The following is a 15,377-nucleotide window of genomic DNA, read 5'->3' on the forward strand; positions in this document are numbered from 1 at the left end:
AGCGTTAGGTGAGTCATCCTTGGGATACCACCCTTGTTATTTTAGATTCCTCACCTCGGACCATTATCTGGTTCAGGGACAGTGTCTGGTGGGTAGTTTGACTGGGGCGGTCGCCTCCTAAAGAGTAACGGAGGCGCGCGAAGGTAGGCTCAGGTCGGTTGGAAATCGACCCTTTGAGTGTAATGGCAAAAGCCTGCTTGACTGCAAGAGTGACACCTCAAGCAGAGACGAAAGTCGGTCATAGTGATCCGGTGGTTCCATGTGGAAGGGCCATCGCTTAACGAATAAAAGGTACGCCGGGGATAACAGGCTGATACCGCCCAAGAGTTCATATCGACGGCGGTGTTTGGCACCTCGATGTCGGCTCATCTCATCCTGGGGCTGTAGCCGGTCCCAAGGGTATGGCTGTTCGCCATTTAAAGAGGTACGTGAGCTGGGTTCAAAACGTCGTGAGACAGTTTGGTCCCTATCTTCCGTGGGCGCTGCAGATTTGAGAAAGCCTGCTCCTAGTACGAGAGGACCGGAGTGGACGCACCTCTGGTGTACCTGTTGTCACGCCCGTGGCATTGCAGGGTAGCTAAGTGCGGAAGAGATAACCGCTGAAAGCATCTAAGCGGGAAACTCGTTTCAAGATTAGATCTGCCGGGGCCTTGAGCCCCCTAAAGAGTCGTTCAAGACCAGGACGTTGATAGGCTGGGTGTGGAAGTGCAGTAATGCATTAAGCTAACCAGTACTAATTGCTCGTGCGGCTTGACCCTATAACTTTGATTGAAAATTGATCAAAGTTGTTATGCCAAGTGACGCAAACAAATAAAAGCTGATTTGCTCTATGAATTGGTCGTTTTGACTGTATACCAGTCAGGGCGGCAACAAGTTATGCCTGATGACCATAGCGAGGTGGTACCACTCCTTCCCATCCCGAACAGGACAGTGAAACGCCTTAGCGCCGATGATAGTGCGGATTCCCGTGTGAAAGTAGGACATTGTCAGGCTATTACAGCAAGAAACGCCCAGTCAGAAGTGACTGGGCGTTTTCTTTTTTGTTGAAGCTGCTTTGAAATCTCGGACTCCCGAGTTCGATACCCATTGGCTGCTTTGGGCCATTTCGGAGCGCTGGTCCCAATGGAGTCAACAGCTTAGAGATGGAACAGGCGGATGTGAGGTTCGACGGCCAAACCGATGTCGTTGAGGGCATGGTCAAGACGGCAACTTTCTACGACATGGATGGCAACGCGTTGATGTTGGCGCAGGATCTGACGGGCGGGGCTCCATAATTCGGGGATGGGCTGCCTGGGGTATGCTTATCGATGCCTCCGATGCTGTCGTGATGGTTCAAGACACTGTGCGTGTGCATGTGCACAGTGCGGGGTGAACTCAACTTCAAAAGGTTTGCGCCATGATCTTGCGCTACACCATTCTTTATGTGGATGACGTTGCGGCCACGCTTGATATTTACGAGCGTGCCTTTGGCTGACACGCGGGTTTTTACACGAGGCAGGCGATTACGGCGAGTTTTCTACCGGCGAAACCAAGTTGGCGTTTTCGTCGGTCTCGCTGATGACACAACTTGGCAAAACACCCGGCAAACCCAGTCCCAAGACGCCGGTCTTTGAGATTGCGTTTGAAACCGGCGATGTCCCTGCCGCCTTTGACCGCGCTGTGGCCGCTGGTGCAAAGCCGGTGCAGGCGGTGCGCGACGAACCCTGGGGGCAAACCACGTCGTATGTCAGCGATCTGAACGGCTACCTGGTTGAGATTTGCTCACCCGTCCAGTTGCCGAGCGCGGGTTGACGCAGCAGATCAAGCACAGAAGCATTGCGGCGCAACTGGGCTGGACTGCAGCCAAACCAGCGCAACAAATCCCGGCTCATATGGGCTTGGTCGCTGAAACCGCAGGCGCTGGCGATTTCGGCCAGCGGCTCGGACCGGACAAGCATTCCGGCCGCTCGGCGCGCACGTGCCAATAGTCGCCAGAAGTCAGGCGCGGGCAGATGCTGCGCCAGAAACTGCCGTTGCAGGGTGCGGATTGAAACGCCTGCATGGCGGGCTACGGTTTGAACGCTGGCATCTGGCGCGGTCAGTGCCATGATCGTGTCGTCCAAATCGTTCCACGCACCGAATGTGCTGGTGAGAATCGCTTCAGCTTGACAAGGGTTTCTTGTGATGGCTTCAAGCGTCTTCGGGAAAACGACCGCACCTGGCCGAAGGCGGTAGCCCGTCATTTGGACGCCAGAATGCGTCATGACCATGCGTGGGGTGAAGTCGAAGTTTGTCAAAGTAACCTCGATTGGCCCATCTGTCTTTTGTGCGATCAGCACATCCCGGCACCCATCGGGAAACACCATGTGCCGTTCTGTCTTGTGGCTTTGATGGCTCCATCGATGAAAGGGGCGGTGCATGTTCATGCGGGATGGTTTTGGGATTGAGGGCGACGGAACTGGTAGGTCAATACCGACTCTTGAGCACGCTTTGCATTTGTTGCACCAGCGTGAAGGCGTCTTTCATGTGTCCGCGGTCAAAGTCGGAGAGTTCTTCCAGCTTCAGAAAGTTGTCGGGGGCCTGCTCGCTGCCGACTTGCCGTGCCTGGTGCGATACGCGCAGGCGACTTAAAAATTCCAGCGCATCGCGCAAGTCGCGCGCCATGCCGGGGCTGAGTGTTCCCGCTGCGCCCGAGGCGCTCAGGCGGTCACTGGTGTTGACCACATCCAGCCCGCCCGCCAGCGCGCAAATGCGCGCCAGATCGACGATGGGTACCACGCCGCTGTGTTTCAAATCCAGCGTGTTGGCGTTGGCACCGTCTTTGATCAGCGTCAGACGGCCAAACAGGCCCAGCGGGGGGCGGTTTTTCAGCGCGTTGGCCACCATGTGGCCCAGAAACAGGGTATTGCCTTTGGTGCGTGCCAGCACGTCGCGCCGCAGCGTGTGCAGCAGTCCGGCGTTGCCGTGCACGCAGCGCAAATCGAAGAACACGCTGGACAGCATCAACGCCATTGGTTCGGGCACGTCGACCCACTGGCGAAAGTAGTCGCGCCACTGGCGCATGGGTTGGCGCCACTGGTCGGTCTGGGCCATCATGTCGCCGGGGCAGTAGATGTAGCCGCAGGCGTCCAGCCCGGCGTTGACCGAGCGGGCCAGCGCCTTGAAGTAGTCGTCGTGCGTGGCCGCGTCAAAGTCGTCGCTCAGCAGCAGACAGTTGTCCTGGTCGGACTTGGCGGTTTGTTCCATGCGCGCCTGTGATCCGGCGGCCACCCAGGCGTAATCCACGGGCGGCGCGCCTAAATCGGCCTCGGCCAACTGGATCAGGCGCACGGTCAGGGCGTCGGTGATGGCGGTCACCACGTGGCCGATGGCGTAGGCGCTGACACCGGCGGTGGCCAGCGCCTGCTGCATGGGCTTGATGCGCAGTGACAAAGTGGCCAGCGTGTCTGCATCGGGGGCGTGGAAGATGCTTTTGCTCAAGAACACGGCGGAGGTACCCTGCTGCTCGCTGACGTCGGTGGCCGTCACCATGCCCAGCACCTGGCCCTGATCGACCACCGGCACGTGGTGGATGTTGCGCCGCGCCATCAGCATCAGTGCATCCAGCGCGCTGGCGCTGCCCGGCAGACTGACCGGATCGGCAGTGGCAATGCTTTGAATGGAATCAGTGAGTGCGCGGTTTTCTGCCACCACGCGGTTGCGCAGGTCGCGGTCGGTGGCCAGCCCGACCAGATGGTTGCCTTGCATCAGCATCACCGACGATGCGCCCGCATCGCGCATGGCTTGTGCGGCGGCCTGGATGCTGACATCGGGGGCAAGCACCAGCGGTGGACGGCGGATCAGATCGGCCAGGTGGGTGCCCAGCAGGCTCATGGTGTCGGGCGAGGGGGCAGAAGCAAAATCAGTCATGCGCGGCATTTTTCAAGGGCAGTGCGGGTATTGTGGCAAACCCGCAGGTGGCCGCCTTGATTTGCGAGAATGTTCGGCCTTCTGGCGGTTTCCTTCCTCTTTTGCACAGCTTCATCCATGTCCCGTGACCCTATCCGCATTCGCGGCGCGCGCCAGCACAACCTGAAAAATCTTGACCTGGACATCCGCACGGGCGAGATGACAGTGGTCACCGGCCCCAGCGGTTCGGGCAAATCCAGCCTGGTGTTTGACACGTTGTACGCCGAAGGTCAACGGCGCTATGTGGAAACCTTCAGTGCCTATGCGCGCCAGTTTCTCGACCGCATGGACAAGCCCCAGGTGGACAAGGTCGAAGGTGTGCCGCCCGCTATCGCCATCGACCAGACCAACCCGGTGCGCAGCTCGCGTTCCACCGTCGGCACCATGACGGAGCTGAACGACCACCTCAAGCTGCTGTTCGCCCGCGCAGGCCAGTTGTTCGACCGCCAGACCGCGCTGCCGGTGCGGCACGATTCGCCCGACAGCATTTACGCCGAGCTGGTGGCGCGTGCCAAGACACTTGGCGACCCACGTTTGGTGTTGACGTTTGCCGTGGAACTGCCGGCGACGGCCAGCGCCGAAGATGTCGAGCAATGGTTGTCGGCCGCCGGTTTTACCCGCGTGCAGGCCGAGCGGGTTGAAAACGGGAAGAAGATTCTGGACGTGGTGGCCGACCGCTTCCGCCTTGGCAGTGCCGAACGCGCTCGCGTCATTGAAGCCATTGAGCTGGCGCTCAAGCGCGGCGGCGGGCGGATGACCGTTTATGCGCTGCCGACCGAGGAGGGCGCAGAGCCTGTCCTTTGGCGCTTTTCCACTGGCCTGCACTGTCCTGAAAGCAATCTGCGCTACAGCGAGCCGATTTCGTCGATGTTCTCGTTCAACTCCGCCGTGGGTGCGTGCGACACCTGCCGCGGCTTTGGCCGCGTGATCGGGGTTGACTGGGGCCTGGTGGTGCCTAACGAGCGCCTGACGCTGCGCGCCGGTGCCATCAAGCCGATTCAAACCCCGGCCTGGCGCGAATGCCAGGACGATTTGATGCGCCACGCCGAAAGCGCAGGTATTGCGCGCGACACGCCTTGGCACAAGCTGACCGATGCGCAAAAAGGCTGGGTGATCGACGGCGCGCCCCATTACAAAGAAGGCAACTGGAGCAAACAGTGGTACGGCATTCGGCGCTTCTTCGCCTACCTGGAGAGCAAGGCGTACAAGATGCACATCCGGGTGCTGCTGTCCAAGTACCGCAGCTACACCACCTGCCCCGATTGCGGCGGTGCCAGGCTCAAGACCGACAGCCTGTTGTGGCGCGTGGGCAGCAAGGCCGATGCCGATGCCGTGCTGCCGCCCGCGCAGCGCTTTTTGCCGCAGGGCGTGGCCTGGTCACGCGCGCAGCTCGAAGCCCTGCCAGGCTTGAGCCTGCACGACCTGATGCTGCTGCCGATTGACCGGCTGGGCCTCTTCTTTGACCGCTTGATGGCTCAAAATGCTCCTGAAAAAATAGCAGATAACGCAGATAAAGCAAGCGCCAGCGACGTTTTTGATGCCGAATCTGCCGATGCCAAGGCGCGCGCCTTGATTCTGGAAGAAATCACCACCCGCATCCGCTACTTGCGTGATGTGGGCATTGGCTACCTCACGCTCGACCGGCAAAGCCGCACCTTGAGCGGCGGCGAGGTGCAGCGCATCAACCTGACCACAGCGCTGGGCACATCACTGGTCAACACGCTGTTCGTGCTGGACGAACCCAGCATTGGCCTGCACCCGCGCGACATGGATCGCATCACCCAGGCCATGCAGCGGCTTAAAAACGCGGGCAATACGCTGGTGGTGGTGGAGCACGACCCGGCCGTGATGCTGGCCGCCGACCGCGTGCTCGACTTCGGCCCCGGCCCCGGCGTGGCCGGTGGGAAGATCGTGTTCGACGGCACGCCCGATGAACTGCGCGCCGCCGACACGCTGACCGGCACTTACCTGGGCGGGCGCAAACACATTGGCACCGGCTTCAGCCGCCCGGTCAGCGAAAGCACGCCGCGTTTGATTCTGGAAGGCGCGACCGAGCACAACCTGCAAGCGCTGACGGTGGACTTTCCGCTGCAACGGCTGGTGGTGGTCACCGGCGTGTCTGGCTCAGGCAAATCCACATTGATTCAAGACGTGCTGGCCCCCGCGCTGCGCCGCCACTTCGGCCAGGCGACCGAATCGCCCGGCGCGCACCAGCGCCTGCTGGGTGCCGACCATTTGAGTGGCGTGGTGTTCGTCGACCAGTCGCCCATTGGCAAAACCGCGCGCTCCAACCCCGTCAGCTATGTGGGGGCCTGGGATTCGATCCGGGCGCTGTTTGCAGCCACGCCGCTGGCCAGGCAGCGCAGCTACACGGCAGCCAAGTTCAGCTTCAACTCGGGCGATGGGCGCTGCCCGACCTGCGGCGGATCGGGCTTTGAGCATGTGGAAATGCAGTTTCTCAGCGATGTGTACCTGCGCTGCCCCGACTGCGACGGCCAACGCTACCGACCCGAGGTGCTGGAGGTGAAGATCGAGCGCCAGGCGCTTGAATCGGAGTCGGATTCCCATTTTCAGCAGACGGTTGACCGATTGGCCGATATGGCTGCCGGAAAGTTCGACGCTGACCCCCATTCAAGAACACGGCACTTGAACGTGGCCGACGTGCTGAACTTGACCGTGGCCGAGGCGGCGCAGCTGTTCGCGCGCGACCGCGAGGTGATTCGTGCGCTGCAACCGATTGTGGATGTGGGGCTGGATTACGTGAAACTCGGCCAGCCGGTGCCCACGCTCAGCGGTGGCGAGGCGCAACGCCTGAAGCTGGCCGGTTTTTTGGCTGAGGCAGCGAAATCCCAGACCGCCAGCCGCCAGCCCACCGCCAAAAAGGGCCAGCTCTTTTTGTTCGACGAGCCGACCACCGGCCTGCACTTTGACGACATCGCCAAGCTGATGCGGGCTTTTCGCAAGCTGCTGGATGCGGGGCATTCGCTGGTGGTGATCGAGCACAACCTGGATGTGATGCGCGCGGCCGACTGGCTGATCGACCTGGGGCCGGAAGGCGGCGAGGGCGGTGGCCAGCTGGTGGCCGAAGGCCCGCCGGATGATGTGGCGCGACACCCCGGCTCGCACACTGGCGCTGCGCTGCGTGCCTACGCGCAAACCCTGGGCGTGGGGGCGGGTGCCGTGCATGAATCGGTTCCGCTATACAAAACAGAGCTGCCAGCGCTTTCTGAACATGCTTCAGAGGCCAAAAACACCATTGAAATCGTGCATGCGCGCGAACACAACCTGAAGAACCTGAGCGTCGACATACCGCGCGGCAAATTCAACGTCATCACCGGCGTCAGTGGCTCAGGCAAGAGCACGCTGGCGTTTGACATTCTGTTCAACGAAGGACAACGCCGTTATCTGGAAAGTCTGAACGCCTACGCGCGCTCCATCGTGCAACCTGCCGGCCGGCCCGAGGTGGACGCGGTGTGGGGCATTCCGCCCACGGTGGCGATCGAGCAGCGCCTCTCGCGCGGCGGCCGCAAGAGTACGGTGGGCACTACCACCGAGGTGTGGCATTTTCTGCGCCTGTTGTTCGTCAAGCTGGGTGTGCAGCATTGCGTGCACGACGGTGCGGCGGTGCTGCCGCAGTCGGCCGACCGCATCGTGGCGCAGATCATGGCGCGCTACGCTGGCCAGACCATCGGCCTGCTGGCACCGCTGGTGGTGGGCCGCAAGGGCGTCTACACCGAGCTGGCCGACTGGGCGCGCCCGCGCGGCTTTACCCACCTGCGGGTGGACGGCGAGTTTTTGTCCACCACGGGTTTCCCGCGCATCGACCGGTTTAAAGAACACACCATTGAGCTGCCGGTGATGAGCCTGCCCGTCACCCCCGGCAACGAGGTGCAGCTGCGCGAATCGCTGGCCCGCGCGCTGGAGCATGGCAAGGGCGTGGTGCACGTGCTGAGTGACTTGACGGGACTGCGCAACGCCATGGAAACCGGCGCGTCCACGGCGGGCATCGGCCAGGTGGCGGTGTTTTCGACCCAGCGCGCCTGCCCGGTTTGTGCCACCAGCTACACCGAGCTGGATCCGCGCCTGTTCTCCTACAACAGCAAGCACGGCTGGTGCCCCGACTGCGTGGGCACCGGCGTCCGGCTGACGCGCGAGCAGCGCAAGGTGCTGGACGATTCGGTGCTCTCTGCTGACAACAAAGGGCGCGAACAATCGTTTGCCGAGCCTGACGTGGAGGACGTGGGCGATGCGGCTTGCCCGACCTGCCAGGGTACCCGGCTGAACCCGGTGGCGCGGGCGGTGCGACTGCATGCTGGCCTTCATGCTGGCCCTCACCCCAGCCCTTTCCCGCCAGCGGGTGAGGGTGAGGGTGAGGGGGCCGCTGGTGCGGAAGATGGAACCGCCATCACCGACCTCGCCCGCCTGAGCGTGGCCGATCTGCGCGCCTGGTTTGGCGGCCTGCAACTGCAAGGGCGCGACGCCGACATCGCGCGCGACCTGCTGCCCGAGATCAAGAGCCGACTGGATTTTCTGATGCAAGTCGGCCTGGGTTATCTGACGCTGGAGCGTGGCGCGCCGACGCTCAGTGGCGGCGAGGCGCAGCGCATTCGCCTGGCCGCGCAACTGGGCAGCAACCTGCAGGGCGTGTGCTACGTGCTGGACGAACCCACCATTGGCCTGCACGCGCGCGACAACCAGATTTTGCTGAACGCGCTGCACACCCTCTCGGCCAAGGGCAACACGCTGGTGGTGGTGGAGCACGACGAGGACACCATCCGCCGTGCCGAGCACTTGATCGACATCGGCCCCGGCGCGGGCGTGCGCGGTGGTCAGTTGGTGGCCGAAGGCACGGCGGCTGATCTGCAAGCCGCGCCCGATTCGGCCACCGGCCGCTATTTGCGCCAGGCCATGCAGCATCCGCTGCATGTGCGGCGTCCGGTGGAGGCATCGACTGCGCTGCTGACCCTCAAGGGTGCTTATCTCCACAACCTGAAAGACGTGGATGTGACCGTGCCGCTCAAACGCCTGGTGGCAGTAACGGGCGTTTCCGGCTCCGGCAAATCCACGCTGGCGCGCGACGTGCTGCTGGCCAGCGTGCAGCGCTTTGTGAGGCAAAAGTTCAAAGGGAAAAAGGCCGATGACGCTTTGCCAACAAGCGATAGAAGCTATCAAATAAATAGTCATGGCCTGATTGGATGCACCGCGCTGGAAGGCTTTGGCCAGATCGACCGGGTGCTGGAAGTGGACCAGACCCCCATTGGCAAGACGCCGCGCAGCTGCCCGGCCACCTACATCGGCTTTTGGGACACGGTGCGCAAGCTGTTTGCCGACACACTGGAGGCCAAGGCGCGCGGCTACGCGCCGGGCCGTTTCAGCTTCAATACGGGTGAAGGGCGCTGCCCCAGTTGCGAAGGCCAGGGCGTGCGCACCATTGAGATGAGTTTTCTGCCCGATGTGAAAGTGCCGTGCGAAGTCTGCCACGGCGCGCGCTTCAACCCCGAGACGCTGGCCGTGACCTGGCGCGGTAAAAGCATTGGCGAGGTGCTGCACATGGAAGTGGACGAGGCGGTAGAGTTTTTTGCCAGCATGCCCGCCATCAGTCACCCGCTGCAACTGCTCAAAGACGTGGGGCTGGGCTACCTGACGCTGGGCCAGCCCAGCCCGACGCTGAGTGGCGGCGAGGCGCAGCGTATCAAGCTGGTGACCGAACTCAGCAAAGTCAGAGACGACGTGACGCGCCGCGGCCAGAAAGCGCCGCACACCCTGTACGTGCTGGACGAACCCACTGTGGGCCTGCACATGCAGGACGTGGAAAAACTGATCCACGTGCTGCACCGGCTGGTGGGAGGTGGCCACAGCGTGCTGGTGATTGAGCACGACCTGGATGTGATCGCCGAGGCTGACTGGATCATCGACCTGGGGCCGGAAGGCGGCGCAGGCGGCGGGCAACTGGCGGCCGCAGGCACGCCAGAAGACGTGGTGCACGCCCATACCCACACAGGTCAGGCGCTGGCCCCCGTGCTGGCGTGCAGTGGAAAAGCAGATTTTTTTAAACGAAAGGAACCGACAGAGTGAGCAGAAAGACAAGCAAGATCGCGGCGGCCATCGCCGTGTTGGGTGTGGCCTACACGGGGGCCAACTGGTGGTTGGGCCAGCAGGTAGAGGCCCGCTATGCCGCGTTGAAGGACAAGGCCGTGGCGCAGTTTGGTGAAGACGTGTTTGTCGAACGCCAGTACGAACGCGGGCTGTTCAGCTCCAAAAGCACGGTGGTGGTGCAACTGGATTGGCCATCTGCCAGCAGCCAGCGCGCCGCATTGAATCAAGGTGCTGCTGAAAATGATGCTGAACAAGAAGAGCTGGATGCCGACCAGGGCACCCAGTCCAACGAAAGTGCGCTGCCGCTGCCTGGCTCGCCTGCTGGCACATCGGCTGATGCACCGCAAAAAATACGCCTGACCTTTCAGGACGACATTCGCCACGGCCCGCTGCCCGGTCTGGCCCTGGGGGCGGCGCGTATCCACACCCGCCTGACCAAAGTGGAAGGCGCAGACGAGGCCACGCGCCAGGCGTTCGCCAAGGTCAAGCCGCCTGAGTTCGACACGCTGGCCGGTTTTGACGGCACCTACAGCGGGCAGGCGCGCCTGCCTGCGGGCGAAGTGGCCGATCCGCAAACCCCCGACAACGCAATGCAGTGGCAGGCGCTGGTTTATGACTACCAGTACAACGCCGATGCCAGCCACGTCGAAGGCAGCATGCACTGGCCGCAAGTTTCCTTGCGCATCGGTGATGCACTGTCGGACGATGACGAAGGGGCCATGACGCTTCGCATAGACGGTCTGAAAGCGGACTTTGACGTCACCCAGGCGGGCGAGCGCTGGTTTTTGTCGCCCGGCCACGGCAGCGGCACGGTTGACGCGCTGGTGCTGAGCTACCGCAGCGCAGGGCAGCCCGATCTGAAGCCGGTGCTGGATCTGAAAAAACTGGCCTTCGACAGCAAAGCGACCAGCCAGGATGGCCTGATGAGCCAGACGGACACCCTGACCGGCGAGGGCAGCCTGGGTGGGTTGGCGCTGAAAGAAGTGCGCGTTGAAAGCCAACTTCAGCGCGTGAGCGAAGCGGGCCTGATGGCGGCGCAAAAGCTGCTGACCAAGGTGCAGTCTGCCCAGCAGGGGCAAACCGCCGAACAAGCCATGCCACCAGAAGAAGAGGTGGCCGACATGATGGGCCACCTGCTCAAAGGCCAGCCCGAATACCGCTTCAGCCTGAAAGCATCCGCCGCAGACGGCCAGGCTGCACAACTGGGCTACCACGTGGCCGTGGGCGAAGGCCCTGAGGGTGCGGACGAGCAGCCGTGGATGGGCCGCCTGCAACAAAGCTTGCGTGCCGATGCCGATGTGCGCCTGCCCAAGGCGTGGCTGCCCGCGCTGGCCGATTTGGCCCACAACCCCGAGGTCACGCCCGAGGCCATGACCGAGCTGGCGCAAACCCTGGCGCGCCAGGGCCTGGTCATCGAAGACGGCGATGCTTACATGGCCAAGGCCGAATATGGCAGCGGCAGGTTGAGCCTGAATGGCCAGCCCTTGTTTGGCGGCATGGGGCGCTAAGCCTGCACGCTGACAGCGTTGACAGCGCTGACACGCAGGCGACACGGCTCAGGGCTTTCCCCGAGGCTCGGGCATGGTGTACTTGGGTGTACCCGGTATCGATCAACCGGTTTAAACACATCACTATCAAGGAGATTCCCACATGCCTCGTCGCCGTACCCTGATGGCTGCACTGGTTGCTGCAAGTGCCGCTTTGGCCGCCCCTGTGGCCTGGGCGCAATCGTTTCCGTCCAAGCCCATCAAGCTGGTGATTGCATTCCCGGCGGGTGGGCCGACCGACATCACCATGCGGGCGCTGGCTGATGGGGCGTCGAAAGTGCTGGGCCAGCCGGTCATCATCGACAACAAGCCCGGCGCGGGTGGCACCTTGCCTGCGCAGGCTTTGCAACTGGCGCAGCCTGATGGCTACACGCTGGCGCAAATTCCGCTGGGCGTGTTTCGTCTGCCGTACACCACCAAACTGACGTGGGATCCGATCAAGGACATTACTTACGTCATCAACGTCACCGGCTACGCCTTTGGCCTGGTGGTGCCTGCCAATTCGCAATTCAAAACCTGGGCCGACTTTGCGGCCTATGCCAAGGCGCACCCGGGCGAGCTGAACTACGGCTCCACCGGCACCCTGACCAGCCCGCACCTGACGATGGAGCAAGTGGCACAAAAAGCAGGCATCGAGTTGCAGCACGTGCCCTACAAAGGCTCGGCCGATCTGATGCAGGCGGTGGTGGGCGGCCATGTGATGGCCGCGGCTGACTCCACCGGCTTTGCGCCGCAGGTCGAAGCGGGCAAGCTGCGCGTGCTCAACACCTGGGGCGACAAGCGACTGGACAAATTTCCCGACGCACCCACGCTGAAAGAGCTGGGGCTGGATCTGGTGCAGAACTCGCCTTTTGGCGTTGGCGCGCCACGCGGCACCCCGCCCGAAGTGGTCAAACGCCTGCACGACGCTTTCAAGCAGTCGATGGAGCAACCGGCGTATCTGGAAGCGCTCAAGCGCTACGACATGGTGCCGATCTACATGAGTTCAGAGCAGTACCGCCAGTTTGCCGAAGACACCTTTGCGCGCGAAAAGGCTTTGATCGACAAGATGGGACTGGCCAAAAAGGCTAAGTAAGTCGGTCTTGGGGCGTGGTGCCGCTGGCTTTTCAGGGACAGCGGCGATCAGCCAGCAGACGCTGGGCCATTTCGGCAAAGCCCGCACCGCGCGCGTGTTGCGTCACCCAGCGCGGGCGGTGCTGTAACTGATCTTCAAAGCGCCGGATGTTCGCCACGCCCACGCTGTGCGTGAAGTATTGGAACATCACCTGGTCGTTGGTCGAGTCGCCCATGTAAATCCAGCGGGCTTGCTCAGTGGCCAGATCGATGCCCAGCAATTCGCGCGCCGCCCAGCACGCGCCTTGCCATTTATCGTGCTGACCGATCCAGCCGTTGATGTGGATGCTGCTGACGGTGGCGTTCAGCCCTTCAGCGTGCATGATGGCCACCACCTGCGCAATGCCCGCCGCATCCAGGTGATGGAATTCGCTGTGGTCGATGGCGATGTCGGTCTCGCGCCCGGCCGAGTCTTGCGCCAGCGTGGCACCGGGCACCTCGCGCAGCACGCGCGCGGCCACGGCTTGCAGGCGGGCGTGGTTCTGAAGACGTGTGGCGTGGTTTGTTTGATATTTTTTTGATAGCTGTTTGAGCTTGTTTGACAAGCGTTGAAGGCTGTTTTGATGATTGTTTTTTGGAGGGTTGCGAGCATCGGTATCGGCTCCCCCTGTCAGCGCCACCGCCCCGTTTTCGGCCACGATGGCGTCCAGCGGCCAGTCCAGCGCGAACGGCGCGCTCCAGCCCACGGGTCGTCCGGTGACGGCGATCACATGCAGGCCGGCAGTTTTCAAGTTCTCCAGCGCTTGCAGTGCGTCTGGCGTCATGGCTCCTGCGGTGGTCAGCGTGTCGTCGATGTCGGTGAACACGCCAGCCATGTCGGCCCAGGCATGGGCGGGCAACTCAGACAGCGGTTTCATGCAGGTTCTGGGCGGGTGCGCGCTGAAATGCCGATGCGGCGAAGCAGGCCAGCAGCACGAAGAACAGCGCCCCAAAGCTGAAGCACAAAATGGCGTGGCGGTCCAGATCGGCGTAGCCATCTCCAAACAAGGATGAAAACAGCGCGTAGTTGAACAGCAGACCGCACAGCAAGAACATGAAGCTCCAGCGGCGCTGCCGGACAGACCAAGCAATCAGCGCTGCCAGTACAGGGCCTAGTGAGGCGACCAGGATAAGTGCCGTGATGGCATCAGGCGCAAGGCGTTTGAACAATGGATTGATGGAACGGTGCAGGCGTGAGCTACTGTCTTGGAGTTGCGCATTCGCGCGTCCTTCGATCTGGCCGAGCAAAGGCAGCAAAAAGCCCCGATAGGTTTTGCCAACGTGCTCGATGATGGTGAAGACCACGAGAGGTTCAGAGATGACGCCCTTGACGACCTTAGACAGCGGCAGGCGCATGACCTGCGGGCAATGCGTTTCAAAAGCGGTGGTCGGGGTGTCGTACCAGTTGCGCCCTGAAAATTGCAGGCAACTGGGTGGCAGCCGCATCTTCTGCGCCATGCGGGCAGGGTTTTGGGATGCAGGCAGCAGCGTGAAGAATACGGTGTTGATTCGGTTGGCAGCGCCAATGGGGTACATTTTTTGCGCGGCTGAGGTATAGACCAGTGCGGGAAGCAGGCACAGGACAGCTACCAGGACGACCTTGATGGGTGAGCCTGTCAGCTGCCTGCGATACGGGCGGGTCACTGCCATGGCCGCTGCAATCAGCAAGGCCACCGTAGGCAGTAAGAACATGTATTGGTTGCGGTTAAGCGACAAAAAAAGCAGACACATGGCCCCCCACAACAGTGTCGGTCGCAGACCAATCAAATCCAGCATCCACAGCCAAACCAGTCCTATCAATAACGTAGTGACGGCGAAAGCTGAAAATTCGGCATACCAGGTGTTCAGAAACAGCAAATTGATCGGATCAACCACCACCAATAGCCAAGCTGCGAACCCCAAGGCGTTGGCGGGGCTAATGAGCAGCCGTTTGAAGATCAGCCAGATACCCAGCATCCAGCCCAGCAGAAGTGGCGCGGAGGCAATTTTGATGTCCATGGAGCCATCGTCGGCGGCAAACAAGACCATCGTGGCGTACTGAATGGCTTTGAGTATCTGGTCAGACGAGGGGTAGCTCGGCCAGCGCATCTCGGCTGATTTGATGAAGTAGCGCCAGGGCTGCTCTGGTGTCGCAACGAAAGGCTCTTTTTGTGAATCGCGCGGCCGAAAACCAAAGGTTTCCATGGTGCGGATCTGGTCGTAGTTGTTGCCATAGGCCAGCATCGGATCGGCCGCCCAGAACCCCAGCACGCGCAGGGTGGCCAGCGCCAGAATCAGACAGGCCAGTAGCTTGATGGTTTTATGACTGGTCATGGAGCAGATGGCGTTACGCGAAAGACGAACATTTTGTCCAGATGGTATTTGGCCAGGTAGCCAATCACCAGGCCAGCCACTCCGCCCAGATATCTTGCGCTGGCGGTTTCAAAAATCAGCCAGGCACCGTATTCAAACCCCCAGAAGATGGCGGTGGTGGCCACGCCCATCAAGGTATAGAGCACAAACGTGGTGCCGTCGTGCTTCACATTCTGGGGGGAGAAGCGGAAGATGAAACGCTTGTCGAGCACGTATTTGACGACCAGCCCGGTCGCCGTGCCCACGATGATGGACCACCAGATGCCCGAGGGCCACAGTTGCAGCGTCAGCGCTTGTGAGCCGATGTTGACCCCAATGGCTACGGCGCAGAACAAGACATAAAGCAATGCAATACGCACGGCG

10 protein-coding genes and 2 rRNA genes are annotated in these 15,377 nt (G+C 61.6%); 7 read left to right on the forward strand and 5 right to left on the reverse strand.

What is annotated here, in order from left to right; translation table 11 throughout:
- From ACK5NW_RS10695 to ACK5NW_RS10710, 4 genes are all read left to right on the forward strand, one after another.
- A 23S ribosomal RNA gene (locus ACK5NW_RS10695) occupies nucleotides 1–758 on the forward strand; the annotation flags it as partial.
- Nucleotides 759–879: 121 nt separating this feature from the next.
- Nucleotides 880–992 (forward strand): 5S ribosomal RNA (rrf, locus tag ACK5NW_RS10700).
- A gap of 150 nt (nucleotides 993–1,142) precedes the next feature.
- Nucleotides 1,143–1,274 (forward strand): hypothetical protein, encoded by a 132-nt coding sequence (locus tag ACK5NW_RS10705; RefSeq protein ID WP_416927850.1) that lies wholly within the window; start codon nucleotides 1,143–1,145, stop codon nucleotides 1,272–1,274.
- A 259-nt stretch (nucleotides 1,275–1,533) separates the two neighbouring features.
- Nucleotides 1,534–1,791: a VOC family protein gene (locus ACK5NW_RS10710; protein ID WP_416927852.1), complete on the forward strand. Its 258-nt coding sequence runs from the start codon at nucleotides 1,534–1,536 to the stop codon at nucleotides 1,789–1,791.
- On the opposite strand, the gene ACK5NW_RS10715 is transcribed toward ACK5NW_RS10710, so the two are convergent.
- A complete protein-coding gene (locus tag ACK5NW_RS10715; RefSeq protein ID WP_416927854.1) occupies nucleotides 1,743–2,405 on the reverse strand; it encodes a helix-turn-helix domain-containing protein in 663 nt (220 codons plus the stop codon). The genes ACK5NW_RS10710 and ACK5NW_RS10715 overlap by 49 nt on opposite strands.
- A 40-nt stretch (nucleotides 2,406–2,445) precedes the next feature.
- Nucleotides 2,446–3,888 carry a DUF294 nucleotidyltransferase-like domain-containing protein gene (locus ACK5NW_RS10720; RefSeq protein ID WP_416927856.1) on the reverse strand — a complete coding sequence of 481 codons (1,443 nt, stop codon included), beginning with the start codon at nucleotides 3,886–3,888 and terminating at the stop codon, nucleotides 2,446–2,448.
- A gap of 117 nt (nucleotides 3,889–4,005) precedes the next feature.
- Between ACK5NW_RS10720 and ACK5NW_RS10725 the strand changes: the two genes are divergently transcribed.
- The 3 genes from ACK5NW_RS10725 (at nucleotide 4,006) to ACK5NW_RS10735 (ending at nucleotide 12,645) form a co-directional block, all read left to right on the forward strand.
- Entirely contained in the window at nucleotides 4,006–10,002 is a 5,997-nt protein-coding gene (locus ACK5NW_RS10725; protein ID WP_416927858.1) for an excinuclease ABC subunit UvrA, read from the forward strand.
- The gene (locus ACK5NW_RS10730; protein WP_416927860.1) at nucleotides 9,999–11,531 is read left to right on the forward strand and encodes a YdgA family protein; all 1,533 of its coding nucleotides are present in this window, start codon (nucleotides 9,999–10,001) and stop codon (nucleotides 11,529–11,531) included. Before ACK5NW_RS10725 ends, ACK5NW_RS10730 begins: the two co-directional genes overlap by 4 nt.
- Nucleotides 11,532–11,673: 142 nt before the next feature.
- The gene (locus tag ACK5NW_RS10735; RefSeq protein WP_416927862.1) at nucleotides 11,674–12,645 is read left to right on the forward strand and encodes a tripartite tricarboxylate transporter substrate binding protein; all 972 of its coding nucleotides are present in this window, start codon (nucleotides 11,674–11,676) and stop codon (nucleotides 12,643–12,645) included.
- A 31-nt stretch (nucleotides 12,646–12,676) separates the two neighbouring features.
- On the opposite strand, the gene ACK5NW_RS10740 is transcribed toward ACK5NW_RS10735, so the two are convergent.
- Genes ACK5NW_RS10740 through ACK5NW_RS10750 form a run of 3 tightly spaced genes read right to left on the reverse strand, consistent with a single transcriptional unit; the run spans nucleotide 12,677 to nucleotide 15,373 of the window.
- On the reverse strand, nucleotides 12,677–13,540 hold the full coding sequence (locus ACK5NW_RS10740) for an HAD family hydrolase (RefSeq protein ID WP_416927864.1): 864 nt from the start codon (nucleotides 13,538–13,540) through the stop codon (nucleotides 12,677–12,679).
- Nucleotides 13,524–14,975 (reverse strand): hypothetical protein, encoded by a 1,452-nt coding sequence (locus ACK5NW_RS10745; protein ID WP_416927866.1) that lies wholly within the window; start codon nucleotides 14,973–14,975, stop codon nucleotides 13,524–13,526. The genes ACK5NW_RS10740 and ACK5NW_RS10745 overlap by 17 nt, the downstream gene beginning before the upstream one ends.
- Nucleotides 14,972–15,373 carry a GtrA family protein gene (locus ACK5NW_RS10750; RefSeq protein WP_416927869.1) on the reverse strand — a complete coding sequence of 134 codons (402 nt, stop codon included), beginning with the start codon at nucleotides 15,371–15,373 and terminating at the stop codon, nucleotides 14,972–14,974. Before ACK5NW_RS10750 ends, ACK5NW_RS10745 begins: the two co-directional genes overlap by 4 nt.
- Between the last annotated feature and the right edge of the window lie 4 nt (nucleotides 15,374–15,377).

Source organism: Ottowia sp. (assembly GCF_047975795.1).
Lineage (GTDB): Bacteria > Pseudomonadota > Gammaproteobacteria > Burkholderiales > Burkholderiaceae_C > Ottowia.